19 protein-coding genes are annotated in these 25,452 nt (G+C 71.2%); 13 read left to right on the forward strand and 6 right to left on the reverse strand.

Annotated features, from left to right (window positions below; all coding sequences use genetic code 11):
* Positions 1–91: 91 nt before the first annotated feature.
* Entirely contained in the window at positions 92–3,433 is a 3,342-nt protein-coding gene (locus tag ACZ5XS_RS38555) for a tetratricopeptide repeat protein (RefSeq protein ID WP_468659435.1), read from the reverse strand.
* Positions 3,433–5,268: an HSP90 family protein gene (locus ACZ5XS_RS38560; protein ID WP_468659437.1), complete on the reverse strand. Its 1,836-nt coding sequence runs from the start codon at positions 5,266–5,268 to the stop codon at positions 3,433–3,435. Before ACZ5XS_RS38560 ends, ACZ5XS_RS38555 begins: the two co-directional genes overlap by 1 nt.
* A gap of 165 nt (positions 5,269–5,433) precedes the next feature.
* On the opposite strand from ACZ5XS_RS38560, the gene ACZ5XS_RS38565 reads away from it, so the two are divergent.
* The 8 genes from ACZ5XS_RS38565 to mutM all read left to right on the forward strand — a co-directional run bounded on the left by ACZ5XS_RS38565 (position 5,434) and on the right by mutM (position 13,755).
* Positions 5,434–8,655, forward strand: coding sequence for a helicase-related protein (locus ACZ5XS_RS38565; RefSeq protein WP_468659439.1), 3,222 nt, complete (start codon positions 5,434–5,436; stop codon positions 8,653–8,655).
* A 77-nt stretch (positions 8,656–8,732) separates the two neighbouring features.
* On the forward strand, positions 8,733–9,317 hold the full coding sequence (rsmD, locus tag ACZ5XS_RS38570; protein WP_468659441.1) for a 16S rRNA (guanine(966)-N(2))-methyltransferase RsmD: 585 nt from the start codon (positions 8,733–8,735) through the stop codon (positions 9,315–9,317).
* Between the two features lie 26 nt (positions 9,318–9,343).
* On the forward strand, positions 9,344–9,823 hold the full coding sequence (coaD, locus tag ACZ5XS_RS38575) for a pantetheine-phosphate adenylyltransferase (protein ID WP_217234818.1): 480 nt from the start codon (positions 9,344–9,346) through the stop codon (positions 9,821–9,823).
* A gap of 57 nt (positions 9,824–9,880) precedes the next feature.
* Positions 9,881–10,981, forward strand: a complete 1,101-nt coding sequence (locus ACZ5XS_RS38580) for an ATP synthase F0 subunit B (protein ID WP_468659443.1) — start codon at positions 9,881–9,883, stop codon at positions 10,979–10,981.
* 164 nt (positions 10,982–11,145) lie between these two features.
* Positions 11,146–11,799 carry a YceD family protein gene (locus ACZ5XS_RS38585; protein WP_217234684.1) on the forward strand — a complete coding sequence of 218 codons (654 nt, stop codon included), beginning with the start codon at positions 11,146–11,148 and terminating at the stop codon, positions 11,797–11,799.
* Positions 11,800–11,801: 2 nt separating this feature from the next.
* Positions 11,802–11,975 carry a 50S ribosomal protein L32 gene (gene rpmF, locus ACZ5XS_RS38590; protein WP_007493396.1) on the forward strand — a complete coding sequence of 58 codons (174 nt, stop codon included), beginning with the start codon at positions 11,802–11,804 and terminating at the stop codon, positions 11,973–11,975.
* A gap of 19 nt (positions 11,976–11,994) precedes the next feature.
* A complete protein-coding gene (gene rnc, locus ACZ5XS_RS38595; RefSeq protein ID WP_217234817.1) occupies positions 11,995–12,807 on the forward strand; it encodes a ribonuclease III in 813 nt (270 codons plus the stop codon).
* An 87-nt stretch (positions 12,808–12,894) separates the two neighbouring features.
* Positions 12,895–13,755, forward strand: coding sequence for a bifunctional DNA-formamidopyrimidine glycosylase/DNA-(apurinic or apyrimidinic site) lyase (gene mutM, locus ACZ5XS_RS38600; RefSeq protein ID WP_217234683.1), 861 nt, complete (start codon positions 12,895–12,897; stop codon positions 13,753–13,755).
* Here mutM and ACZ5XS_RS38605 read toward each other — a convergent pair.
* Complete coding sequence (locus ACZ5XS_RS38605; RefSeq protein ID WP_468659445.1) at positions 13,728–14,129, reverse strand: winged helix-turn-helix transcriptional regulator; 402 nt, start codon at positions 14,127–14,129, stop codon at positions 13,728–13,730. The two genes, mutM and ACZ5XS_RS38605, sit on opposite strands and share 28 nt — an antisense overlap.
* An 82-nt stretch (positions 14,130–14,211) precedes the next feature.
* Positions 14,212–15,285, reverse strand: coding sequence for a CAP domain-containing protein (locus tag ACZ5XS_RS38610; RefSeq protein ID WP_468659447.1), 1,074 nt, complete (start codon positions 15,283–15,285; stop codon positions 14,212–14,214).
* Between the two features lie 168 nt (positions 15,286–15,453).
* Between ACZ5XS_RS38610 and ACZ5XS_RS38615 the strand changes: the two genes are divergently transcribed.
* The 4 genes from ACZ5XS_RS38615 to ACZ5XS_RS38630 all read left to right on the forward strand — a co-directional run bounded on the left by ACZ5XS_RS38615 (position 15,454) and on the right by ACZ5XS_RS38630 (position 22,242).
* Positions 15,454–15,735 carry an acylphosphatase gene (locus ACZ5XS_RS38615; RefSeq protein WP_217234680.1) on the forward strand — a complete coding sequence of 94 codons (282 nt, stop codon included), beginning with the start codon at positions 15,454–15,456 and terminating at the stop codon, positions 15,733–15,735.
* 382 nt (positions 15,736–16,117) lie between these two features.
* Entirely contained in the window at positions 16,118–16,321 is a 204-nt protein-coding gene (locus ACZ5XS_RS38620) for a hypothetical protein (RefSeq protein ID WP_217234679.1), read from the forward strand.
* Positions 16,322–16,548: 227 nt separating this feature from the next.
* Positions 16,549–20,634 carry an AAA family ATPase gene (locus ACZ5XS_RS38625; protein WP_468659449.1) on the forward strand — a complete coding sequence of 1,362 codons (4,086 nt, stop codon included), beginning with the start codon at positions 16,549–16,551 and terminating at the stop codon, positions 20,632–20,634.
* Positions 20,635–20,823: 189 nt separating this feature from the next.
* Positions 20,824–22,242, forward strand: coding sequence for a sugar porter family MFS transporter (locus ACZ5XS_RS38630; RefSeq protein ID WP_468659451.1), 1,419 nt, complete (start codon positions 20,824–20,826; stop codon positions 22,240–22,242).
* A gap of 99 nt (positions 22,243–22,341) precedes the next feature.
* On the opposite strand, the gene ACZ5XS_RS38635 is transcribed toward ACZ5XS_RS38630, so the two are convergent.
* Positions 22,342–23,313 carry an LLM class flavin-dependent oxidoreductase gene (locus ACZ5XS_RS38635; RefSeq protein WP_468659453.1) on the reverse strand — a complete coding sequence of 324 codons (972 nt, stop codon included), beginning with the start codon at positions 23,311–23,313 and terminating at the stop codon, positions 22,342–22,344.
* A gap of 146 nt (positions 23,314–23,459) precedes the next feature.
* On the opposite strand from ACZ5XS_RS38635, the gene ftsY reads away from it, so the two are divergent.
* On the forward strand, positions 23,460–24,662 hold the full coding sequence (gene ftsY, locus ACZ5XS_RS38640) for a signal recognition particle-docking protein FtsY (RefSeq protein ID WP_468659455.1): 1,203 nt from the start codon (positions 23,460–23,462) through the stop codon (positions 24,660–24,662).
* Positions 24,663–24,731: 69 nt separating this feature from the next.
* On the opposite strand, the gene ACZ5XS_RS38645 is transcribed toward ftsY, so the two are convergent.
* On the reverse strand, positions 24,732–25,388 hold the full coding sequence (locus ACZ5XS_RS38645) for a bifunctional DNA primase/polymerase (protein ID WP_468659457.1): 657 nt from the start codon (positions 25,386–25,388) through the stop codon (positions 24,732–24,734).
* Positions 25,389–25,452: the final 64 nt, after the last annotated feature.

The following is a 25,452-nucleotide window of genomic DNA, read 5'->3' on the forward strand; positions in this document are numbered from 1 at the left end:
CAACGCAGCCCGTAATCGGTTCACTTCATGCTTGTCCACACTCCCAACATGCTCTTGATCAGTGAGAACGCAAAGACCTAACGAAGCACTACTAGTCGGCGGGCTGTCCGTCTGCCTGTGCCGCAGCCTGGTCCTGCACCACCTGGAGCAGCTGACGGGCCTCGGCCAGTCGCGCCACCGCCACTTCGTCGTCGGTGGCGCCGTACGCGGCCAGCACCGCACGCGCGCGTGCGGCCGCCCGGTCGGGGCGGCTCAGGTCGGCCTCCAGCCAGCCCGCGGTGAGTTCGGCGCCGGTCCGGCTGTGCAGGGCGTCGGCCCCGAGGGAGGCGAACAGCACGATGGCCTCGGCCACTTGGGCCAGGGAATCCTCCAGCACGGCGCGGATCGAGTCGTCCTCGGCGTCCTCGGCGGCGGAACGGGCCAGCAGATCGCCGAACTGACGCCGAGTGTGGCCGAGTTCCGCGACGAGCCGCTGCCGGGCGTCCTCGTCGGCGACCTCCGGGGCCAGCGCCGCCTCGCACTCCCGGACCGCACTCGCCATCAACTCCCGTGCCTCCTCCGGATCTTCCTCCGGACGCAGCGCGAGCCACGCGCGGGCGCGCAGGGAGCGGACCAGGCCGTGGACATTGCCGAGCGACCGCCACAGGTCGCCCGCGCGGGCGTACGCCCGGTCCGCGTCGGCGTGCAGGCCCGCGTGTCCGAGGGACTCCGCGGCGAGGTGGGCCAGCGTCGCGTGGTCGTGCTGTTCGGGCCAGTGCCGGGCGAGCTCGGCCGCCTGGAGCCGGCGTTCGGCGGCCGCGCGGTGCTCGCCCAGCTCGCTCAGACAGTCGCCGAGCCACCACTGCGTCTGCACGACCGCGCCGTCGCCGTGCGTCTCGGCGTGGAGATCGGGCAGCGCCGACTCCAGCACCTCCGCGGCCTCGGCCCATCGCCCCAGCCGCAACAGGAACCCGCCCAGCTGCTGCCGGGCCCAGGCGCCGAGCGTCCGCCCCTCGCCGGCCACGTCGGCCCAGTGCGCCGCCTCCAGGGCGTGCTCGGCCGCCTCCTCCGCGAGCCCCCTGCCGCCGACGACCTCCGCGAGCTGGAGGTGCAACTGGGCCCGCCCCGTCGCCTCCAGATGCGGACCGCCGTGCTCCAGGGCAGCTCGCAGCGCCCGCTCCGTCTCGGCGACGTCGCCCAGATGGTGCGCGAGCCCGGCCAACCGCGCCTCGTACTCCACCGCGAACCACGGCAGCCCCGCCTCCGCGAACGCCGCCGCGGCCCGCGCGAACAGCTCCGCGGCCGCCTCCACCTTCCCGCCGTGCGCCGCCAGCTCCGCGAGCATCGCCAGCGCCTCGGCGGCCCGCGACGCCAGCCGTACGTCGTCCCCGGTACGCCCCTCGACCAGCGCCAGCACTTCCCGCGCGGCCACTTCGGCCTCGGCCAGCACGGATCCCACGGCGGGGCCGCCGGACGGAGCCGTGGTGCCGGGGTGGCCGTCGGCCGGATCCGGCCCGCTGTGGGGGGCGTCGGCCGGAGGCGCGGTGCTGTGGGGGCCGTCGGTCGGGCCGGGGAGAGTGTCCTGTGAGTGGCGGTCCGTGGGCGCGTCGCCGGGGGAGTGGTCGGTCGGGGCTGTCCCGCGGGCGGGGTCGTCGAACGGAGTCGTGTCGGGGGCGACGGACGGAGTCGTGGTGCCGGGGACGGCGCCCCGGGAGCCGTCGTCCGGCGTCGCGGCGTCCATCGGGACCTCCCCGCCCCGGGAGCCGTCACCCGGCGCCCCAGCCTCCCGGGTCCCACCGGCAGCGTCAGCCTCCCGCACCTCACCGGTCGGGCCCTCGTCGTCGCCCGGGGACTCGACGACCTCCTGCACTCGCCGCATCAGGATGCGTGCCCGCCCCATCAGCACCGACGCCGTCTGCCGTATGCCCGTGCCGCCCTCGGCGTACAGGGCGAGGACTTCGTCGTAGGGATCGGCGACCGCTGTCAGTGCCTCGTCCACGTGGCCCGCGAGGGCGCGTACGTATGCCGCACGCGTGCGTGCGGCCAGGGCCTCTCCGGGGTCGCCCGCCTCGGCGTACAGCTCGGCCGCGTGCTCGAAGAGGCCGACGCCCTCGGGGCCCCGGTCCATCGCCTCGTGGTCGGCGATCTCCGCCCGGTCGCGGGCGGCCAGCTCGACGCCCTGCGCGGCCCGTGCGACGGCCGCCCACGCCTCGACGGCGTTCGGCTGCAGGGTGTCCGACAGCCGCCGCGCCTCGGCGAGCAGCGAGGCGAGATCGGGCGGGCCGGGCTCGTCCGGGGTGACGGCCACCGGGGTCGGCACGGGAGGCGAGGACACGGTCCGCGCCGACCGCACTCCCAGCGGCAGCCGCTCCACCAGAGGCCGCTGCGCCATACGCGCGCGTGCCCGCTCGCTGACGTGCCGCGTGCCGTTGCGCTCGTCGAAACGGGCGGCCAGTGCGAGGGCCTCCCCGCGCGCGTGGGCGGCGAGTTCGCGCGCGTTCCACGCCCGGTCGGCCGGTCCGGGTACCCGCTGGTCGCCGAGCCCGAGTTCGGTCAGGCGGTCCATGAGCAGGGCCACCACGGCCATGAAGTCCAGTTTGCTGCGCGGTTGCCCGTCGTCCGTGAAGTACGCGGACCGCTGTGCGAGCAGTTCCAGGCCCCGTGCCTCGTTGCCGGACAGCGCGCAGAACTCGACGTGGTCCGCGTAGGCGCCGCGCATGCTCTCCATGCCCCGCACGAGCCGGAAGCCCCGCAGATGGTTGGCCCGTGCCTCGTCCACGCGGCCGAGCCGCAGCAGGGGCACCAGGGAGGACGCGAGCACGGTGTGCGGCTCGTGGGCGCAGGTGTACTCGCCCTCCAGAACCGGCGCCCACAGCTCCAGCGCCTCGGCGTCCCGCCCGCGCTCCGCCTGCCACCAGCCCTGCCCGTGCAGCTCGCAGGCGTGGCAGTCGGCCATGGTGTCCCGGTCGGCGGCCAGCCACGCGGCGTAGGCCCGCTCGGCCCGCGCCACGTCCCCGATGTGCGCGGCCACACTGAACTCGGCGCTGCGCACGGCCCGTTCGGTGTGCCCGGCCAGCCGGTAGCGGTGCTCCATCTCGCCGAGCCACTTCTCGACGGAGGCGAGCGGGATGTGCGGCTGGTCGAGCATGCCGGACGACATCCACTTGAAGACCCAGTGCAGCGAGTGCGTCTCGTACTCGTCGAAGTCCTCGGGCCGCTCGTCCCACATGCGCAGCAGCCGCGCGAAGGGGACGAACATCTTGGCCTTCTCGGAGCTGTAGTTGTAGACCTTCAGCTGGTGCCCGAGCGCCTCGATCACCGCGAGCGGGATGTTCAGCTTCTCCGCCTCGGCGAGCAGCCGCTCCGCGCGCGCGTTGCGGGCCGGCCCCTCCGGCTGCTCGGAGTTCTCCGCCATCGCCCGGCGCAGCTCGTCGACGTCCGTGATCTCACTCATCAGTGACCGTCCTCGCCATGGGTGGCCCATTCCAGGAGGCCGATGAACGCCCGGTTCAGCAGCGCCGAGTCCGCGGGCCTGAGCGGCCGCTGTGCCATCAGCAGCGCCTGCCCGTACAGCGACTCCGTGGCGGTGCCGATCAGCTCCGGGTCGCCGAGTGAACTGATCCGCCGGATCAGCGGGTTGAGGAGGTTGAGCACCAGCCGCGCGCGCGGGGCGCTGCCCCGCAGCGAGCCGAGGATGCCCGCCCACAGGTCGTCGGCCTGCTCCGCGGCCTCCGCCCGGGCCTGCTCGTGCCGCGCCGCCCGGTCGTCCAGGTGCAGCGCGGGCACGGACAGGGGGTGGAAGGCGCGCAGGACGACGTCACAGCCCAAGGGGTCCAGTTTCGCCCGCGCGGCCGCCAGGAAGCCCGCCAGGGCCAGCTCCTCGGCCGGATCGACCGCGTCCAGATGCGCGGTCACGGTGTCGGCGTCCAGCTCGGCGACCACCGTCCCCGGCCGCACCGAGGGCAGTGCCTCGATCAGCTCGCTGTCGTAGGTGTAGCCGCCGTTGATCACTCCGACGCCCTGCGCGGACGCGATCGGCGCGACCTGCCGGTACTCCTCGACGGTCCGCGTGAAGTGCACCACCGGATGCCGCTGAGCGAACTCCTCCAGGGACAGCCGTCCGTCGGTCGTCTCGAAGGGCAGCCACGGAAGCATCGTGCGCAGCATCTCGCGGTCGTGCCGCGCCAAGGACTTCACGCCCAGGTGGTGCACGGCCAGGAAGGCCGCCAGCCGCTCCGGATCACCGGCCGCGAGGCCCGTCAGCCAGGACCGAATCCTTTCGCCCAGTGCCTCCCGCACGGCCGCCAGCGTCTCGTCCTCGTACAGCGACTCGCGCGAGGCGGTGGGCCGCAGACTGTCCGTGTCCAGGACACAGCGCACGAAGAACGCCCAGTCCGGCAGCAGCTGTTCGCCCCGCTCGGTCAGCAGCATGCCCTTCAGGTGCACGCGGTGACCCGCCCGCTGGGCCGGACTGACCGCCGACGGCAGGACGTACGCCACCCCCCGGATCCCGGCGACAGGCACGTCCAGCGCGATCGAGTCCAGCGGAGTGAATCCGAACAGGTCGTAGCAGTGCCGCGCCAGGGCCACCCTTCGGGTGGCGGGGCTCGGGTACGTCCGGTCCCAGGGCGCGGGCAGGTCGGTGACCGCCTCGCCGCCCACCCGTACGTCGTACGGCAGCAGCGAGCCGAAGTCCCGCGCCAGCGCGAGGACCCGCTCCTGCGCCAGCCACTCCCGGGCGCCCGCCCGCGCCACCAGGTGCACGGTGGTGCCCGGTTCCGGACGGGCCTCGTCCGGCAGCGTCCGCACGGTGTACGAACCGTCGTCGCTCGCCGTCCACTCCACGGGCGGCGCCTCCGGCGTACGCGCGCTGCGACTGACCACCCGGATCCGCTCGGCGACCACGAAACAGGCGAGCAGCCCGATGCCGAACTGCCCGAGGAAGTCGGAGCGGGCCTCCTGCAGCCCGTCGGCGCGCTTGGAACTGCGCCCGATGGTGGCGAGCAGGGCGTGCACGTCCGCCTCGGTGAGCCCGATCCCGGAGTCCTCGACGCGCAGGGACCCGCCCTCGGCGTACAGCCGCACCTGAGCAGGGGCGTCGGGCTGCTCGGCCCGCCGGGCGGTGATCGCGTCCACCGCGTTCTGCAGCAGCTCGCGCAGGTAGACCTTGGGGCTCGAGTAGAGGTGGTGGGAGAGCAGGTCCACCAGGCCGCGCAGGTCGACCTGGAACGTATGAGGTGACTGGGGTGACGGGGATGCGGGGGAGGGCTGTGAGATCTGGGAGTCCATCGTCGCAGCGCCGGTGGGGGGAGGGCGACGGCGCGGGGTCGGGCGGTCCCGTGTGAGGCGGTGACCGCGGGGATGGCCGGAGGCGCGCCATCCTAAGGCCCCAACCAGCCGTCTGACCAGGGGTTTCCCGAGACGTATACGGCATTGTCAGTGCCGTAGTGTGCAATGGATCTCGTGCCCGCACTGCAAGAACCACTGAAAAAGGTGCTCGGCCCCGCCACCGCGAAGGTGATGGCCGAGCATCTCGGCCTGCACACCGTCGGCGACCTCCTGCACCACTACCCGCGCAGATACGAGGAGCGGGGCCAGCTCACCCACCTCGCCGACCTGCCCATGGACGAGCACGTCACGGTGGTCGCCCAGGTCGCCGACGCCCGCCTGCACACCTTCGCCTCGGCCAAGGCCCCGCGCGGCAAGGGCCAGCGCCTGGAAGTGACCATCACGGACGGCAGCGGCCGCCTCCAACTGGTCTTCTTCGGCCACGGCGTTCACAAGCCCCACAAGGAACTCCTGCCGGGCACCCGCGCGTTGTTCGCGGGCAAGGTCTCCGTCTTCAACCGTCGCCTTCAACTGGCCCACCCGGCCTACGAACTGCTCCGGGGCGACAGCGAGGAAGCCGTGGACACGTGGGCCGGCGCCCTCATCCCGCTCTACCCCGCCACCGCCAAGCTGGAGTCCTGGAAGATCGGCAAGGCGATCCAGACCGTCCTGCCCAGCGCCCAGGAAGCCCTCGACCCGCTCCCGGACTCCCTCCGCGAGGGCCGCGGCCTGGTCTCTCTCCCCGAGGCCCTCCTCAAGATCCACCGCCCACACACCAAGGCGGACATCGAGGACGCCCGCTCCCGCCTCAAGTGGGACGAGGCGTTCGTCCTCCAGGTCGCCCTCGCCCGCCGCCGCCACGCCGACGCCCAACTCCCCGCGGTCCCCCGCAGACCCGCCCCCGACGGCCTGCTGACCGCCTTCGACGCCCGTCTGCCCTTCACCCTCACCGACGGCCAGCAGAAGGTCTCCCGGGAGATCTTCGACGACCTCGCGACGGACCATCCGATGCACCGGCTGCTCCAGGGCGAGGTCGGGTCGGGCAAGGCCCAGCCCCTCGACTCGTTGGTGCTCACCCCTGCCGGGTTCCGTCAGATGGGGGACTTGAATGTGGGAGACGAGGTTGTCGTGCCCGACGGGGAGATCGCGTTGATCGACGGCGTCTTCCCACAGGGAGAGCGAGACGTCTGGCGGCTGGTGCTGTCCGACGGCAGCTCTGTCGAGTGCGATGACGAGCATCTCTGGATCGTCGGTACGAGCTGTGGGTGGCACCGAGGGCAGAAACCCAAGGTCATGACCACTCGAGAGATCCGTCTCGACACGTTCAAGGCGAACGGCTCCTCGAAGTGGTACATCCCGGCTGCAACCCCCGTTGACCTCGGAGGCGATTCGGGGCTGCCGCTGGATCCCTACCTGTTCGGCCTCCTCCTGGGGGACGGCTCGTTCCGCCACAACCTGCGTTTCTCCACGATCGACGAGGAGATTCGCGATGCCGTGGCAGCCGCAGTCGCGCCCGAATGCCGGCTGGTGCCGGTAGTGGGTTCCAGCTGCGACTACACGATCCAGCTGACACGACGTGCTGGTGGTGTCCGCAATCCGGTGATCCAGACGCTGCGCGACCTGAACCTGTGGGGCCTGACGTCACACGGCAAGTTCGTGCCGGACGAGTTCAAGAACACGTCGGTCAAGAACCGCCTGGCCCTGCTGCAGGGCCTATTGGACACGGACGGCACGGTCCAAGCGGACGGCATGAGCATCTCGCTCTGTTCGGCCTCGCGCAGGCTCGCAGACGATGTTGCCTGGCTCGTGCGTTCGCTGGGTGGCCGTGCACGAGTCCTGCCGAAGCGAGCCGCTTTCAACGTCTCCGTGGCTCTGTCCGAGGAACATGCGCCATTCCGGCTGACCCGCAAGGCCGACCGCGTACGGCCCCGGCCGAAATACAACACGTTTCGACGCGGAATCCGGGCTGTCGAGCACGTTGGACGCAAGCCGGTCCAGTGCATCAGCGTCGCCCACCCCAGCCACGCCTACGTCACCGACAACTTCACGGTCACTCACAACACCATGGTTGCCCTCCGCGCCATGCTCGCCGTGGTCGACGCCGGCGGGCAGGCCGCGATGCTCGCGCCCACCGAGGTTCTCGCCCAGCAGCACCACCGGTCGGTCGTCGAGATGATGGGGGAGCTGGCCGAGGGCGGGATGCTCGGCGGGGCCGATCAGGCCACCAAGGTGGTGCTGCTCACCGGGTCCATGGGCGCGGCCGCCCGCCGCCAGGCCCTGCTCGACCTCGTCACCGGCGAGGCCGGGATCGTGATCGGCACGCACGCGCTGATCGAGGACAAGGTGCAGTTCCACGATCTGGGGCTGGTCGTGGTGGACGAGCAGCACCGCTTCGGTGTCGAGCAGCGCGACGCCCTGCGCGGCAAGGGCAAGCAGCCGCCCCACCTGCTCGTCATGACCGCCACACCCATTCCGCGGACGGTCGCCATGACCGTCTTCGGCGACCTGGAGACCTCCGTCCTCGACCAGCTCCCGGCCGGCCGCTCGCCGATCGCCAGCCATGTCGTGCCGGCCGCCGACAAGCCGCACTTCCTGGCGCGGGCCTGGGAGCGGGTGCGCGAGGAGGTGGAGAACGGCCACCAGGCGTACGTCGTCTGCCCCCGCATCGGGGACGAGGAGGACGATCCCAAGAAGGCCGCCAAGAAGAAGTCCCCCGAGGACGAGGCCGAGAAGCGCCCGCCCCTCGCCGTCCTCGACGTCGCCGACCAGCTCGCCAAGGGGCCGCTCAGCGGCCTCAAGGTGGAGGTTCTGCACGGCCGTATGCACCCCGACGACAAGGACGCGGTCATGCGCCGCTTCGCCGCCGGGGAGACCGGCGTCCTGGTCGCCACCACGGTCATCGAGGTCGGCGTCAACGTCCCCAACGCCACCGCCATGGTGATCATGGACGCCGACCGCTTCGGCGTCTCCCAGCTGCACCAGCTGCGCGGCCGCGTCGGCCGTGGCGCGGCGGCCGGACTGTGTCTCCTGGTCAGCGAGATGCCGGAGGCGAGCGCGGCCCGCCAGCGGCTCAACGCCGTGGCCTCCACCCTCGACGGCTTCGAGCTCTCCCGCATCGACCTCGAACAGCGCCGCGAGGGCGACGTCCTCGGACAGGCCCAGTCCGGAGCCCGCACCAGCCTGCGGATGCTCGCGGTCATCGAGGACGAGGAGATCATCGCCGAGGCCCGCCAGGAGGCCGCCGCCCTCGTCGCCGCCGACCCGGACCTCACCCGCCTCCCGGGCCTGCGCACGGCCCTGGACGCCCTGTTGGACGAGGAGAGGGAGCAGTACCTCGACAAGGGGTGACCCGGGCACCCGCCTCCTGAGGCTGAGACACTGGAACCCCACCGAGCTCCACCGACGTACGGACAAGGACCGAGGAAATGACCCGCGTGATCGCCGGCGCAGCCGGCGGACGTCGCCTGACCGTCCCACCGGGAACCGGCACCCGCCCCACCTCCGGCCGCGCACGCGAGGGCCTCTTCTCCACCTGGCAGTCCCTGCTCGGCGGCCCGCTGGACGGCGAGCGGGTCCTCGACCTGTACGCCGGCTCGGGCGCCGTCGGCCTGGAGGCGCTGTCCCGCGGCGCCGGCCACACCCTGCTCGTCGAGGCCGACGCCCGGGCCGCCCGCATCGTCCGGGAGAACGTGAAGAGCCTGGATCTGCCCGGCGCCGAGGTCAGGGCGGGCAAGGCCCGGCAGGTGATCCAGGTGCCGCCCGCGCAGCCCTACGACCTCGTCTTCCTGGACCCGCCGTACGCCGTCACGGACGACGATCTCCGGGAGATTCTGCTCACACTCCGTACGCAGGGCTGGCTCACGGACGATGCCCTCGTCACCGTGGAGCGCAGCACCAGAGGCGGAGAATTCAGGTGGCCGGACGGCTTCGACCCGATCCGGTCCCGTCGTTACGGCGAGGGAACGTTTTGGTACGGTCGCGCCGCCTCTACGTGCGAAGACGCACGATGACCGGACCGGAGAGCGAGGGAACTCAAGTGCGCCGCGCCGTCTGTCCCGGGTCGTTCGACCCGATCACCAACGGACATCTCGACATCATTTCCCGCGCCTCCCGTCTGTACGACGAGGTCTATGTCGCGGTCATGATCAACAAGTCCAAGAAGGGCCTGTTCGAGGTGGACGAGCGGATCGACCTGATCCGCCAGGTCACCGCCGAGTACGAGAACGTCCGGATCGAGGCCTTCCACGGCCTCCTCGTCGACTACTGCAAGCAGCGCGACATCCCCGCCATCGTCAAGGGCCTGCGCGCGGTGAGCGACTTCGACTACGAGCTGCAGATGGCCCAGATGAACATCGGCCTCTCGGGTGTGGAGACGCTGTTCGTGCCGACCAACCCGACCTACAGCTTCCTGTCCTCCTCGCTCGTCAAAGAGGTCGCGACCTGGGGCGGAGACGTCTCCCACCTGGTGCCGCCCACCGTCCTCGAGGCCCTCAACGAGCGCCTGCGCAAGGACTGATGGGGCTACAGTCGTCCCGTCCGTCTCCAACACAGCTGTAGAGAGTGGCGAGCACAGGTGGACGTGCAGAAGAAGCTCGACGAGATCGTGGCCTCGGTCTCCGGTGCCCGGTCGATGCCCATGTCGGCCTCGTGCGTGGTCAACCGCGCCGACCTGCTCTCGATGCTCGAAGAGCTGCGCCAGGCCCTGCCCGGCTCCCTCGCCCAGGCCCAGGAGCTGATCGGCGACCGCGAGCAGATGGTCGAGCAGGCCCGTCAGGAGGCCGAGCGGATCATCGGCCAGGCACACGCCGAGCGCGGCTCGCTGATCTCCGACACGGAGATCGCCCGCCGCTCCCAGGCCGAGGCCGACCGCATCCTCGGCGAGGCCCGCAAGGAGGCCGAGGACGTCCGCGCGGAGGCCGACGACTACGTCGACTCCAAGCTCGCCAACTTCGAGGTCGTCCTCACCAAGACCCTCGGCTCGGTGGGCCGCGGCCGCGAGAAGCTCCTCGGCACCGGACCCGGCATCGACGAGCAGGGCTACGAGGACGAGGACGCCCCCGAGCGCAGCCACGACCCGGAGACCCTGCGCCGCACCGCCGACGAGTACGTCGACGTCAAGCTCGGCGCCTTCGAGGCGGTCCTGGCCAAGACCCTGGAGGCCGTCGGCCGCGGCCGCCAGAAGCTGCACGGCCGGATCGCCTCGGACGACCTCGGCGCCCTCGCCGACGACCTCTCCACCCTCCAGCACTCCAGCGACGCCGACTACCTGGCCGACCTCGTCGCCCACGCGGAGGCGGGCACCCCGGCCGCCCCCGCCGGGCAGCCCGTGCAGCAGCCGTACGACCAGCAGGGCGTGCAGCCGGCCTACGGCTATCAGCAGCAGCCGGCCGCCGATCCGTACGGCGGCTACCAGCAGCAGTACGGCGCCGGCCAGGACGCGTACGGCTACCAGCAGGCCGATCCGTACGCGCCCGCTCTCGACTACGCGCAGGCGGGAGGGACCCCCGTCCAGGGCTACGACGGTCAGCAGGGCACCTACGACCCGCACCAGGCGCAGCAGGGCTACGCCGAGCAGCAGCAGACGCCCGCCCTCGACGAGACCAGCCTCTTCGACACCGGCATGATCAGCGCGGAGCAGCTGCGGGCCTACGAACAGGGGCGTGGAAACGGCTGATCAGCCTCTTCGGGAAGGGGCGGTGGCCGGGAGCGCACACCGGATTGGGCCGTGAGCGAAAGGTCCAGTATCCTGGCTCTTCGGTCGCGTGTACGTCCGCGATCAACGCTGCCCGGGAACACCGAAGGGCAGCGTCCCCCGAGCTCAGAAGATCGAAAGCAGGAATGGCTCTGAACGCCCGCCTCGACCACCGCAACCCTCTCGTGTTCGACACACACGAGCTGGGGCGGCGTCCTGGCGCGCTGCAGCGCCTGACCCGCGAGATCGACGCCCCCAAGGATCTCGGCATCCAGGAGGTCATCGGAGTGCCGGAAGGCGCCCCGATGAAGCTCGATCTCCGCCTTGAGTCGGTCATGGAAGGGGTGCTTGTCACAGGCACCGCCCGTGCACGGGCCAAGGGGGAGTGCGTAAGGTGTCTGGAGCCGCTCGAGCTGCTGCTCGAAGCGGACTTCCAGGAGATGTTCTCGTACCCTGACGCCGACGACCGGGGCCGCGTGAAAGCGGAGCCGGCCGACGACGCCGAGGGAGCGGTACCGGACGAGGACATGCTCTTCATCGAGGACGGCCTGTTCGACCTCGAACCCGTGCTGCGGGACGCGGTGGTGCTCTCACTGCCGATGCAGCCGGTGTGCCAGGAAGACTGTCTGGGCCTGTGTTCCGAGTGCGGAGCACGGCTCACGGACGACCCGGACCACCACCATGACGCCGTCGACATTCGTTGGGCGGCACTGCAGGGACTCGCCGATTCACTCGGAGACGGCGAGAAGGACGACATGAGCGGCGCCGAAGCGGGCGTCGACGAGAAGCAGGAGAAGTAGCCGTGGCTGTTCCGAAGCGGAAGATGTCGCGCAGCAACACGCGCCACCGCCGGTCGCAGTGGAAGGCTGCGGTCCCCACCCTGGTTGCGTGCGAGCGCTGCCACGAGCCCAAGCTGCAGCACATCGCGTGCCCGTCTTGCGGCACTTACAACAAGCGCCAGGTCCTCGAGGTCTGAGCGGCTGGTGAGAGGCACAGTGTCCACGCCAAAGAAGACCGCTCCCCGCGTGAGCGGGAGTAGCCCGGCGGACAACACAGCCTCGTCCCACACGCTGTTGGAAGGGCGGCTCGGGTACACACTCGAGTCCGCCCTTCTGGTGCGTGCACTGACCCACCGTTCGTACGCGTACGAGAACGGCGGTCTGCCGACCAACGAACGCCTGGAGTTCCTCGGGGACTCCGTACTCGGCCTCGTGGTCACGGACACGCTGTATCGCACCCACCCCGACCTGCCCGAAGGCCAACTGGCCAAGTTGCGGGCCGCGGTGGTCAACTCGCGTGCGCTGGCGGAGGTCAGCCGTGGGCTCGACCTGGGCTCTTTCATCCGGCTCGGCCGCGGTGAAGAGGGCACGGGCGGCCGGGACAAGGCGTCCATCCTCGCCGACACCCTGGAAGCGGTGATCGGCGCGGTCTATCTCGACCAGGGCCTGGACTCGGCGGCGGAGCTCGTGCACCGCCTGTTCGACCCACTGATCGAGAAGTCCTCGAATCTCGGAGCCGGCCTGGACTGGAAGACCAGTCTCCAGGAGCTCACCGCGACCGAAGGACTCGGCGTGCCCGAGTACCTGGTCACGGAGACCGGCCCCGACCACGAAAAGGTCTTCACTGCTGCCGCCCGCGTCGGAGGCGTCTCGTACGGCACCGGCACCGGCCGCAGCAAGAAGGAGGCGGAGCAGCAGGCCGCCGAGTCCGCCTGGCGGGCCATTCGGGCCGCCGCGGACGAGCGAGCCAAGGAGGCGGCCGAGCGGGCCGCCGAGGACGGCGAAGGTCCGTCGTCCGTCTCCGCCTGACCGAACAAGCGCGACCGAGCGCCCGTCCCTGGGTCCTGCCCCGGGGCGGGCGCTCGACTCATACACCGGATGTGACGGGGGAGCCCCATGCCCGAGTTGCCCGAGGTCGAGGTCGTACGGCGCGGTCTGGAGCGGTGGGTCGCCCACCGGACGGTCGCCGAGGCCGAGGTGCTGCACCCGCGTGCGGTACGCCGTCACCTCGCCGGCGCCGACGACTTCGCCCACGGTCTCAAGGGCCACCGCATCGGCGTGCCCAGCCGCCGGGGCAAGTACCTGTGGCTGCCGCTGGAGGACACCGACCAGGCGGTCCTGGCGCACCTCGGCATGAGCGGGCAGCTCCTGGTGCAGCCGCACGCGGCGCCCGACGAGAAGCACCTCAGGATCCGGGTCCGGTTCGCGGACGAGGTGGACACGGAACTCCGCTTCGTCGACCAACGGACCTTCGGCGGCCTGTCGTTGCACGACACCACCCCGGACGGCCTGCCCGACGTCATCGCGCACATCGCCCGCGACCCCCTGGACCCGCAGTTCGACGACGAGGCCTTCCACCAGGCCCTGCGCCGCAAGCGCAGCACCATCAAACGGGCCCTGCTCGACCAGTCGTTGATCAGCGGCGTCGGCAACATCTACGCGGACGAGGCCCTCTGGCGCGCCCGCATCCACTACGAGCGCCCGACGACGGGCTTCACGCGGCCGCGCACAGCCGAACTCCTGGGTCACGTCCGGGACGTGATGAACGCGGCCCTCGCGGTCGGCGGCACGAGCTTCGACAGCCTCTACGTCAACGTCAACGGGGAGTCGGGCTACTTCGACCGCTCACTCGACGCGTACGGCCGCGAGGGCCTGCCCTGCAAGCGCTGCGCCACACCGATGCGCCGGCGTCCCTGGATGAACCGGTCCAGCTACTTCTGCCCGAGGTGTCAGCGGGCGCCGCGCGTCGCGTCGTAACGCTCGCGGGCGGTGAGTACGTCGTCCATCCGGCCCTCCACGAACTGGATGAGGCCGGTCAGCCGGGTGGCGATCTCGCGGCCGAGCGGGGTCAGTTCGTAGTCCACGCGCGGCGGGTTGGTGGGCTGGGCCTCGCGGTGGACCAGGCCGTCGCGCTCCAGCGCGTGCAGCGTCTGGGAGAGCATCTTCTCGCTCACGCCGTCCACACGGCGGCGCAGCTCGTTGAAGCGCAGCGAGCCCTCGTGCAGGGCGCCGAGGGTGAGTGCTCCCCAGCGTCCCGTGACGTGCTCCAGGGTGCCGCGCGAGGGGCAGGCCTTGGCGAACACGTCGTACGGGAGGTCCTGCGCCTCCGTGCACTCCTGCGTGGTGTCCATATCTCAAGCGTACTCGAACGCAGCGCTGACCGGCAGGTCGCGCTAACCAGGAGTTAGCGCGACCTGCCGGTTGCCGCCGGTGCTAGTAGCCGAAGTCCTGCGTCCACCAAGGGCCGCCCGACCCGAGGTGCACGCCGACTCCCAGCGTCTTGAAGTCGCAGTTCAGGATGTTGGCCTTGTGGCCGGGGCTGTTCATCCAGGCTTCCATCACCGCGGCCGCGTCGGCCTGGCCCCGGGCTATGTTCTCGCCCCCGAGGTCGGTGATGCCGGCCTTCGCGGCCCGGTCCCAGGGGCTCAGGCCGTCGGGGTCGGTGTGGTCGAAGAAGCCGCGTGCGGCCATGTCCTGGCTGAAGGCCTGGGCGAGGTCGGCCAGTGCGCTGTTCGCGGCGACCGCGCTGCAGCCCACCTTCGCCCGCTCCTCGTTGACGAGCTTCAGCACCTCGGCCGCGGCGGCGGTTTCCGCGGACACCGTCACGGGGGCGCTGGTCTCCTTCGGCGGCGCCTTGGTGGCCGCCTGCGGAGGAGTCGTCCTGGGCTTCTTGCTGGGGGTGGCCTGCGGCTTCTTCGACGGTGTCTTGGTCGGCGCGGCCGACGACGTCGAAGGGGAGGGCGAGGGCGAGGCGGAGCGGTCCGCGTCGCGGCTGGTCGCCCCCTCGTCACGGCTCTCGGCGCTGCCCGAGGTGCCGCCCTGCTCGGCCGGGCTGTTGGTCGGCGAGTCCGCGGCCTGCACGCTGCCGCCGCCGCTGCTGTTGCCGCCGCCGAGCTTGTAGTTCTCCAGGCCGGGCACCGCGCCCGTGGCGACCGCGACCGTGCCGAGGGCGACCGCCGCGGAGACGCCGAGCAGACCGGTCCTCACCGGCGTCACGGTCCTCTTCCTCCGGCGGTGCGAGCCGCGCCGTGGGCCGTCGCCGGGCGTGTAGCCCTCGCCCCGGTAGGTGGCGTAGTCCTCCTCCGTCGCGAACAGGTAGGCGTCACTCCTCGCGTCGGCCTCGGTGTGCGCCTCGGGGTTCAGATAGGGGGCCATGCCTGCCGTGGGGTGATCCCTGTACGAGTCGTGGTGCGCATAACTCCCCGTGTAGGGGTCATACGTCTCTGTCACCCCTGTGGCGCGGCCCGTGGCGGCGCGGCCGGCGGCGGAGCGTCGGTGGCGTCCCATGTCCTTGCCTTCCTCGTCCTGGCGGTCGACGCGTCCCCCCGGTCAACCAAGCTCACGAAACCCACACGATCGAGTGAGTTTCGTATGAGATTCATTGGGTGGGGACGGTACCGCATGGCGCCAGGGGAGGAAGTGCCCCGAGAGACATTGGCCCGTTAGGTTGCACTCATGAGCGAGGATGTGCGACTGGTCGCCTGGGTGCGTGGACGGGTTCAGGGTGTGGGTTTCCGCTGGTTCACGCGGGCCAAGGCCCTGGAGATCGGCGGCCTGAGTGGTTTTGCTCTCAATTTGGGCGACGGCCGGGTCCAGGTGGTCGCAGAAGGGCCCCGCACGGGCTGCCAGGGACTCCTCGACTGGCTCCAGAGTGACGACACGCCCGGCCGTGTGGACGGCGTCACCGAGATCTGGGACACACCTCGCGGGGGTTACGACGGCTTCGCCATCCGCTGACCCGATTCTGTAAAACGGCCCAGGCGGAAGCGGAGGGACATGCCACCGGCAGCTGCCAGAAGCAGAAAGAGCCTGGTGGTTGCCAACAAACGCTTGCCGTGGCAGGCTCCGCACGTAAGGATGATCGTCACTCCCCGAAGGCCCCGAAGGAGCCGCAGCGTCGCCGTTTCCGGCCGCGCGGCACAGGGTTGCCCACCAATACGGGGCGTGATCGTGTTGACCGTCAAACTTTTTGGTGAGACGCTGAAAGCACCCCGCGCACCTTAGCTGTTTGGCATGGAAGAACGGCAGCACGAACTCAAAAGTGTCAAGCACCGCGGGTGCGAATCCCTCACGACCCACACCGCTTCGGTCGGTCACTCAGTGTGGAGGACCATCCATCATGGCAAAGGCGCTTCTCGGTTACGTCGGCGGCTCCGACCCTCGACTCCTCGCCGAGATGCGACGGCTTCAGCAGCGCGTCCAGGACCTGGAGTCCGAACTCGTTCGGATCCAGGAGGAGAACGACGCGCTCGCGGCTGCCGCTTCTCACGACAGGATCATGGAGAGCATCGACGCACACCAGGCGGAGCCTGCGCTCACCTGATCACTGCATCGCTACACGACAGCTCACGCAGTGGTTGGGCAGCCTGTATCAACCGCTAAGTTGTCAGATTTGCAAGGGACGCTTCGGCGTCCCTTCTTTCTTTCCCCTGCCCAGTTCTTTCCCCCGTGCAGCCTTTCACTCTTCAACGTCTGGTGTGCCCTGCACGTTCATGGGTGAAACCGTGGGTTCATGGAGTGAGACACCACCGGAAGGTAGAGTCCGGCGGCGTGCACCTCAAGGCCCTGACCCTCCGTGGGTTCAAGTCGTTCGCCTCGGCGACCACACTCCGGTTCGAACCGGGCATCACGTGTGTCGTCGGACCGAACGGCTCGGGCAAGTCCAACGTCGTGGACGCGCTCAGCTGGGTCATGGGCGAGCAGGGCGCCAAGTCGCTGCGCGGCGGCAAGATGGAGGACGTCATCTTCGCCGGCACCACCGGCCGCCCGCCGCTGGGCCGTGCCGAGGTGTCCCTGACCATCGACAACTCCGACGGGGCGCTGCCCATCGAGTACGCCGAGGTCACCATCACGCGGATCATGTTCCGCAACGGCGGCAGCGAGTACCAGATCAACGGCGACACCTGCCGTCTCCTCGACATCCAGGAACTCCTGTCCGACTCCGGCATCGGCCGCGAGATGCACGTCATCGTCGGCCAGGGCCAGCTCGACTCCGTCCTGCACGCCGACCCCATGGGCCGTCGCGCCTTCATCGAGGAGGCGGCCGGCGTCCTCAAGCACCGCAAGCGCAAGGAGAAGGCGCTGCGGAAGCTGGACGCGATGCAGGCCAACCTCGCGCGCGTGCAGGACCTGACCGACGAGCTGCGCCGGCAGTTGAAGCCGCTGGGGCGTCAGGCCGCGGTCGCCCGGCGGGCCGCCGTGATCCAGGCGGATCTGCGCGATGCCCGGCTCCGGCTGCTCGCCGACGATCTGGTACGGCTGCGGGAGGCGCTGCGGGCCGAAGTCGCCGACGAGGCCGCCCTCAAGGAGCGCAAGGAAGCCGCCGAGCTGGAGCTGAGGAAGGCGCTCCAGCGGGAGGCACTCCTGGAGGACGAGGTACGGCAGCTCAGCCCGCGCCTCCAGCGGGCGCAGCAGACCTGGTACGAGCTCTCCCAGCTCGCCGAGCGGGTGCGCGGCACGGTCTCGCTCGCCGACGCGCGCGTGAAGAGCGCGACCTCCGCACCTCCTGAGGAACGGCACGGCCGCGACCCCGAGGACATGGAACGCGAGGCCGCCCGGATCCGTGAACAGGAGGCCGAGCTCGAAGCGGCCCTGGAGGCGGCCGAGCACGCTCTGGAGGACACGGTCGCGCACCGCGCCGAGCTGGAACGCGGACTGGCCCATGAGGAACGGCGTCTGAAGGACGTGGCCCGTGCGATCGCCGACCGTCGCGAGGGCCTGGCCCGCCTGAACGGTCAGGTCAACGCGGCCCGCTCCCGTGCCGCCTCCGCCCAGGCCGAGATCGACCGCCTCGCCGCCGCGCGGGACCAGGCGCAGGAGCGTGCCGTCCGCGCCCAGGAGGAGTACGAGGTCCTGAAGGCCGAGGTCGACGGCCTCGACGCCGACGACGCGGAACTCGCCGAGCAGCACGGGACGGCGAAGGAGCGGCTCGCCGAGGCGGAGGCCGCGCTCACCGCCGCTCGCGAGGCGGCCACGGCCGCCGAGCGGAGGCGGGCCGCGACCCAGGCCCGCCACGAGACGCTGGCGCTCGGTCTGCGCCGCAAGGACGGCACGGGCGTGCTGCTCGGCGCGAAGGACCGCCTCACCGGCCTGCTCGGCCCGGCGGCCGAGCTGCTGACCGTGACCCAGGGCCACGAGGTCGCCCTGGCCGCCGCCTTCGGCGCCGCCGCGGACGCCATCGCGGTGACCACCCCGTCCTCGGCCGCCGACGCGATCCGACTGCTGCGCAAGCAGGACGCGGGCCGGGCGGCCCTGCTGTTGGCGGGAGCGCCGGAGGACACGGGCGCGACTGCCACGACTGCCGAGAGAGCAGAGAACGGCGCACGGACACGCCCGTTGGCGGCATCTGCGAACGCCGAGGCCGATCGGCTGGGAGCGGAAGCATGGCCCGCGGCCTCGGCGGCGGCGGCCGGGAGTGGTGCGCAGGCGCCCTCGGTGGACGCATCCGTGGACGCCGGCGATGGGCATGCGGGGGGCGAGGCATGGCCGCTGACCTCGGCGGCGGCCGGAGGTGGTGCGCACGCGTCCTCGGTGGACGCATCCGTGGACGCCGGCGATGGGCATGCGGGGGGCGAGGCATGGCCGCTGACCTCGGCGGCGGCGGCCGGAGGTGGTGCGCAGGCGCCCTCGGTGGACGCATCCGCGGACGCCGGCGATGGGCACGCGGCCGGTAGTGGCGTACAGCCGCCCCCGGTGGCCACTCCCACGAACGTCGCCGTCGAGGCATCCCCCACGACGGCTGTCGCCGCCGCGGGAGCGCCCACGGGCACGGACTCCGGCAACGTGGCCGACCGCGCCCGCCTTGGCGCCGCGGCCGGGCGGTCGCGACCAGACGGTCCTCCCTTCGCCGCCGACCTCGTGCGCGGTCCCTCCGACCTGATGCCCGCCGTACGCCGCCTCCTGCGTGGGATCGTCGTCGTCGGCACCCTCGAGGACGCCGAGGATCTGGTCTACGCGCGGCCCGACCTCACCGCCGTCACCGCCGAAGGCGACCTCTTGGGCGCGCACTTCGCTCAGGGCGGGTCCGCCGGGGCGCCCAGTCTGCTCGAGGTGCAGGCGTCCGTGGACGAGGCCGCCGCGGAGCTCGAGGAGCTGGCCGTGCGCTGCGAGCAGCTCACCGAGGCGCAGCACGTGGCGGGGGAGCTGCGCAGGGAATGTGCGGCGAGGGTCGAAGAGCTGGGGGAGCGGCGCCGGGCCGCCGACCGGGAGAAGTCGGCCGTGGCCCAGCAGCTGGGGCGGCTGTCCGGGCAGGCGCGCGGGGCCGCCGGTGAGTCGGAGCGGTCGGTGGCCGCCGCCGCGCGGGCGCAGGAGGCGCTGGACAAGGCCCTCCAGGATGTCGAGGAGCTTGCCGAGCGGCTGGCCGTGGCCGAGGAGATGCCGGTCGAGGAGGAGCCCGACACCTCGGTACGGGACCGGCTCGCCGCCGACGGCGCCAACGCCCGGCAGACCGAGATGGAGGCCCGCCTCCAGGTCCGTACGCACGAGGAGAGAGTCAGGGGCCTCTCGGGGCGGGCCGACTCGCTCGACCGGGCCGCCCGCGCGGAACGCGAGGCACGCGCGCGTGCCGAGCAGCGGCGGGCCCGTCTCAGACACGAGGCGGCCGTCGCGGAGGCCGTCGCCTCCGGCGCCCGGCAGCTGCTCGCGCACGTCGAGGTCTCCCTCGCCCGCGCCGACGCGGAGCGCACCGCGGCAGAGGCCGCCAAGGCCCGCCGTGAGCAGGAGCTGGCCGCCGCCCGGAACGCGGGGCGTGACCTCAAGGCGGAGCTCGACAAGTTGACGGATTCAGTCCACCGGGGTGAGGTACTCGGCGCCGAGAAGCGGCTGCGGATCGAGCAGCTGGAGACCAAGGCGCTGGAGGAACTCGGTGTGGAACCGGCGGGGCTCGTGGCCGAGTACGGCCCGCACCAGCTGGTGCCGCCCTCGCCCCCCGCCGAGGGCGAGGAGCTGCCGGAGGACCCGGAGCACCCGCGCAACCAGCCGAAGCAGTTCCACCGGGCCGAGCAGGAGAGGCGCCTGAAGGCCGCCGAGCGGGCGTACCAGCAGCTCGGCAAGGTGAACCCGCTCGCCCTGGAGGAGTTCTCGGCGCTGGAGGAACGCCACCAGTTCCTCAGCGAGCAGTTGGAGGACCTGAAGAAGACCCGCGCGGACCTGCTGCAGGTCGTCAAGGAGGTCGACGAGCGTGTCGAGCAGGTCTTCACCGAGGCCTACCGGGACACCGCCCGCGAGTTCGAGGGCGTGTTCAGCAGGCTGTTCCCGGGCGGCGACGGGCGGCTGATCCTGACCGACCCCGACAACATGCTCACCACGGGTGTGGACGTCGAGGCCCGGCCGCCGGGCAAGAAGGTCAAGCGGCTGTCCCTGCTGTCGGGCGGTGAGCGGTCGCTGACCGCCGTGGCGCTCCTGGTGTCGATCTTCAAGGCGCGGCCCAGCCCGTTCTACGTCATGGACGAGGTCGAGGCGGCGCTCGACGACACCAACCTCCAGCGGCTGATCCGGATCATGCAGGAGCTGCAGGAGGCTTCCCAGCTCATCGTGATCACGCACCAGAAGCGGACGATGGAGGTCGCCGACGCGTTGTACGGCGTCTCCATGCAGGGCGACGGCGTGTCGAAGGTCATCTCCCAGCGGCTCCGCTGACACCTCCTTCATTTCTTCAAGACTTGAACGCAACACTGTCACGTACAGGGGTATAGCTCACATCTGAGAGGCCTTGACTTCGAAACTTGAAGTAATAGTCTCGGCGATGTTGCTTTTACCTTCAGGTACCACCTACCTCGAAGGGCCGAACCCCCGTCGGCAGCGTTGCCGGTGGCCCGAGGAGTACACGTGACCAGCACAGCGCAGGCACCCAAGTCAGGAGCCGCATCGGCTCATCCCGATCATCTCGGGCACGTCATCTTCATCACGGCGGCGGCCGCGATGGGCGGTTTCCTCTTCGGCTACGACAGTTCCGTGATCAACGGCGCCGTCGAGGCCATCCGGGACCGCTACGACGTCGGATCGGCGGTCCTGGCGCAGGTCATCGCCATCGCCCTGATCGGCTGCGCCATCGGCGCGGCGACCGCCGGCCGCATAGCCGACCGCATCGGCCGCATCCGCTGCATGCAGATCGCCGCAGTCCTCTTCACGGTCAGCGCCATCGGCTCGGCGCTGCCCTTCGCGCTGTACGACCTCGCCTTCTGGCGCGTCGTCGGCGGCTTCGCGATCGGTATGGCCTCCGTGATCGGCCCCGCCTACATCGCCGAGGTCGCCCCGCCCGCCTACCGAGGCCGGCTCGGCTCCTTCCAGCAGGCCGCGATCGTCGTCGGCATCGCGATCTCCCAGCTGGTCAACTGGGGCCTGCTGAACGCCGCCGGCGGCGACCAGCGCGGCGAGATCATGGGACTGGAGGCCTGGCAGGTCATGCTGGGCGTCATGGTGGTCCCGGCCGTCCTCTACGGCCTGCTCTCCTTCGCGATCCCCGAGTCGCCCCGCTTCCTGATCTCGGTCGGCAAGCAGGAGCGCGCCCGCGAGATCCTCGAAGAGGTCGAGGGCAAGGACATCGACCTGGACGCGCGCGTGACCGAGATCGAGCACGCGATGAAGAGCGAGCACAAGTCCACCTTCAAGGACCTGCTCGGCGGCTCCTTCTTCTTCAAGCCGATCGTCTGGATCGGCATCGGCCTGTCGGTCTTCCAGCAGTTCGTCGGCATCAACGTCGCGTTCTACTACTCCTCGACGCTGTGGCAGTCGGTCGGCGTCGACCCGACGGACTCGTTCTTCTACTCCTTCACGACGTCGATCATCAACATCGTCGGCACCGTGATCGCCATGATCTTCGTGGACCGCGTCGGCCGTAGGCCGCTCGCCCTCATCGGCTCCGTCGGCATGGTGATCGGCCTCGCTCTGGAGGCCTGGGCGTTCTCCTTCGACCTGGTCGACGGCAAGCTGCCGGCCACCCAGGGCTGGGTCGCCCTGATCGCCGCCCACGTGTTCGTGCTCTTCTTCGCCCTGTCCTGGGGTGTGGTCGTCTGGGTCTTCCTCGGCGAGATGTTCCCGAACCGGATCCGTGCCGCCGCGCTGGGTGTGGCCGCCGCCGCGCAGTGGATCGCGAACTGGGCCATCACCGCGAGCTTCCCGTCACTGGCCGACTGGAACCTCTCCGCGACCTACGTGATCTACACGGCCTTCGCCGCGCTCTCCATCCCCTTCGTTCTCAAGTACGTCAAGGAGACGAAGGGCAAGGCGCTGGAGGAAATGGGCTGAGCCTCGTCCAGAGGCCCTCGCACTCGAGGAGACGGGCCAAGTCCCCGCCGCCCTTCTCCTCGACACCCGTAGGACGTACTGCCCCGGCTCACCCGGCCTTCACGGCCCGAGCCGGGGCAGTACGTCTTCGCAGAACAGCCGCAGACCGCGCCACCCCTCGTCCACCGGCATCCCGCCCGCCAGCGGATGCAGGACGAGGTTGTCGAAACCCTGGGCCACACACTCGTCGGGTGTGAGGATCCGGTACACGCCCTCCGTGCGCAGCTCGTCCACCGTGGTGGCCGCCGACCTCACCGCCGAGCGGATGTCGCCGGACTGCCAGGAGGCGTAGGTCCGCGCCTCGTGCAGGAAGTGCTCGCCGTACGCGGCCCACGCCCGGTCCGGGTCCTCGGCGAGGTGCAGCAGCGGGGTCTCGGCGGCGGGCATCATGGTCCAGCCCTCGGTGCCGTACTCGACGAGCCGGTCCTTGTAGTACGCCTCCAGCTCCGGCAGATGCGCGCTGGGAAAGAAGGGCAGGCCGAGCCGGGCGGCCCGGCGGGCGGCGGCCTTGGAGGAGCCGCCGACCAGCAGGAGGGGGTGCGGGTCGGAGCAGGGGCGCGGGGTGACCCGTACCGTACGGCCCCGGTAGGCGAAGGGCTCACCCGTCCAGGCCTGCAGCAACGTCTCCAGCAGCTCGTCCTGGAGCCGGCCCCGCCGTTTCCACTCCACGTCGAACTGCGCGTACTCCTCGGGCCGGTATCCGATCCCGGCGACCGTCACCAGCCGCCCGCCGCTCAGCAGATCCAGCACGGCGATGTCCTCGGCCAGCCGCAGCGGGTCGTGGAGCGGGCCGATCACCGCCGAGACCGTGACCGCGATCCGCCGGGTCGCGCCGAAGACCGCTCCGGCGAACGCGAACGGAGACGGCAGCCAGTTGTTCTCGACGCCGTGGTGCTCCTCGGTCTGCACGGTGGTGATCCCGTGGGAGTCGGCGTACGCGGCCATCTCCAGGGCGGACCGGTAGCGGGCGCCGAGCGAGGCGGGGGTGGCGCCGGGCTCGACGAGGTTGAAACGTACGACCGTGACGGGCATGGGAGCCCCCTTCGCCAGGCGGGTGGGGTGCCGGTGCCGGGGGACATTAACTGATGGCCCGTCAGGTAACCAGAGGTAAGGCATGCCCCGTTCGGTGGCGCGGGCGACGGCCCCGCGGGGGAGGGGTCACGCATACTGGACGGGTTATGGAAATTGTCATCCTTGCTGTAGTCATCGCCGTGGTCGTGCTCGGTGCGCTCGGCGGGCTCATCGTCGGCAGCCGGCGCAAGAAGCCGCTGCCCCCGCCGCCGCCCACCGCGCCCGACATCACCGCCCCTCCGGCCGAGCCGCACGTCGGCGACGAGGCCGAGACGCCGCGCGACGAACCGCGCCGGACGATAGAGGAGGTGGACCTCCCGGACGGCTCGGCTCCCGTCGTCGTGGAGGAGCCTCCTGCCGTACAAGTCCCCGAGATCGAGGTCCCCGAGCCGGCCGCCGGGCGGCTCATCCGCCTCCGTGCCCGGCTCTCCCGGTCGCAGAACGCGCTCGGCAAGGGACTGCTCACGCTCCTCGCGCGCGAGCACCTCGACGAGGACACCTGGGAGGAGATCGAGGACACCCTGCTCACCGCCGACGTGGGCGTGCTGCCCACGCAGGAGCTGGTCGAGGGGCTGCGCGAGCGCGTGAAGGTGCTCGGCACCCGCACCCCCCAGGAGCTGCGCACACTGCTGCGCGAGGAGCTGCTCAAGCTGGTCGGCACCGATGTCGACCGCACGGTCAAGACCGAGCCCGAGACCAGCAAGCCCGGCATCGTGATGGTCGTCGGCGTCAACGGCACCGGCAAGACCACCACCACCGGCAAGCTCGCCCGTGTCCTGGTGGCCGACGGCCGCAGTGTCGTGCTCGGCGCCGCCGACACCTTCCGGGCGGCCGCCGCCGACCAGCTGCAGACCTGGGGCGACCGGGTCGGCGCCCACACCGTGCGCGGCCCCGAGGCCGGCGACCCCGCCTCCGTCGCCTTCGACGCGGTCAAGGAGGGCAAGGAGATGGGCGCGGACGTCGTGCTCATCGACACCGCGGGGCGGCTGCACACCAAGACCGGCCTCATGGACGAGCTCGGCAAGGTCAAGCGCGTCGTCGAGAAGCACGCCCCCCTCGACGAGGTACTGCTCGTCCTCGACGCGACGACGGGCCAGAACGGTCTGGTGCAGGCCCGCGTCTTCGCCGAGGTCGTCGCCATCACCGGCATCGTCCTCACCAAGCTGGACGGCACGGCCAAGGGCGGCATCGTGATCGCGGTCCAGCGCGAGCTGGGCGTACCGGTCAAGCTGGTCGGACTCGGCGAGGGCGCGGACGACCTGGCGCCGTTCGAGCCGGAGGCGTTCGTTGACGCCCTTATCGGAGAATGACCGGCAGCAACCGCGAAGAAGCGCCCGCCCCCGAGGTGCAGTCGGGAGCGGGCGCTTCGCTGTGTACGACTACGCGCGCGACCGGTGCGCCACGTAAGCCAGCGTCCCCAGCAGCAACCGCGCCGCCGGCGGCTTCGTGGCGGTGTCCAGTGACGGTGGCCGCAGCCAGCGCGCCGGGCCCAGTCCGCCCCGGTCGGACGGCGGAGCCGTGAGGTGGGTGCCGGGGCCGAGGCCGTGGAGGTCGAGGGAGGTGGGGTCGTCCCAGCCCATGCGGTAGAGGAGCTCGGGAAGTTCGGCGGCCGCGCCGGGGGCGACGAAGAAGTGGGCGCGGCCCTCGGGGGTGGCGGTCACCGGGCCGAGGGGGAGGCCCATGCGCTCCAGGCGGACCAGGGCGCGGCGCCCGGCGGGCTCGGCCACCTCGATCACGTCGAACGCCCGGCCGACCGGCAGCATCACCGAGGCGCCGGGGAACTCGCCCCAGGTCTTGGTGACCTCGTCGAGGGTCGCGCCGGCGGGGACGGGCGGCGCGAAGTCGAGGGGATGGGCGCCCGGGGCGGTGCAGCCGGCGCGCCCGCACGAGCAGACACCCGCCGCGGCGCGCGCCCCCGGGACGACGTCCCAGCCCCAGAGTCCGGTGAATTCGGCGACGGTCGTGCACTCCGACGAGCGGCCGCGCCGACGCGAGCCGGAGCGGATCTCCCGAATGCCGCCGATCGTGAAGCCCATGCCCCCTCCAACGTGTCCGGCGTGCCGGTGGTTACGTGCTGAACGCGAACTGTGACTCTCCGTT

The sequence above is a fragment of the Streptomyces sp. NPDC033131 genome (assembly GCF_055578365.1).

Excerpts from the sequence above, each read along its gene's own strand:
- ACZ5XS_RS38605 (WP_468659445.1), bottom strand. The coding sequence starts at position 14,129 with ATGGACACCACGCAGGAGTGCACGGAGGCGCAGGACCTCCCGTACGAC.
- ACZ5XS_RS38615 (WP_217234680.1), top strand. The coding sequence starts at position 15,454 with ATGAGCGAGGATGTGCGACTGGTCGCCTGGGTGCGTGGACGGGTTCAG.
- rsmD (WP_468659441.1), top strand. The coding sequence starts at position 8,733 with ATGACCCGCGTGATCGCCGGCGCAGCCGGCGGACGTCGCCTGACCGTC.
- ACZ5XS_RS38610 (WP_468659447.1), bottom strand. The coding sequence starts at position 15,285 with ATGGGACGCCACCGACGCTCCGCCGCCGGCCGCGCCGCCACGGGCCGC.
- ACZ5XS_RS38585 (WP_217234684.1), top strand. The coding sequence starts at position 11,146 with ATGGCTCTGAACGCCCGCCTCGACCACCGCAACCCTCTCGTGTTCGAC.
- mutM (WP_217234683.1), top strand. The coding sequence starts at position 12,895 with ATGCCCGAGTTGCCCGAGGTCGAGGTCGTACGGCGCGGTCTGGAGCGG.
- ACZ5XS_RS38560 (WP_468659437.1), bottom strand. The coding sequence starts at position 5,268 with ATGGACTCCCAGATCTCACAGCCCTCCCCCGCATCCCCGTCACCCCAG.
- ACZ5XS_RS38565 (WP_468659439.1), top strand. The coding sequence starts at position 5,434 with ATGGATCTCGTGCCCGCACTGCAAGAACCACTGAAAAAGGTGCTCGGC.
- ACZ5XS_RS38620 (WP_217234679.1), top strand. The coding sequence starts at position 16,118 with ATGGCAAAGGCGCTTCTCGGTTACGTCGGCGGCTCCGACCCTCGACTC.
- ACZ5XS_RS38555 (WP_468659435.1), bottom strand. The coding sequence starts at position 3,433 with ATGAGTGAGATCACGGACGTCGACGAGCTGCGCCGGGCGATGGCGGAG.
- ftsY (WP_468659455.1), top strand. The coding sequence starts at position 23,460 with ATGGAAATTGTCATCCTTGCTGTAGTCATCGCCGTGGTCGTGCTCGGT.
- ACZ5XS_RS38635 (WP_468659453.1), bottom strand. The coding sequence starts at position 23,313 with ATGCCCGTCACGGTCGTACGTTTCAACCTCGTCGAGCCCGGCGCCACC.
- ACZ5XS_RS38645 (WP_468659457.1), bottom strand. The coding sequence starts at position 25,388 with ATGGGCTTCACGATCGGCGGCATTCGGGAGATCCGCTCCGGCTCGCGT.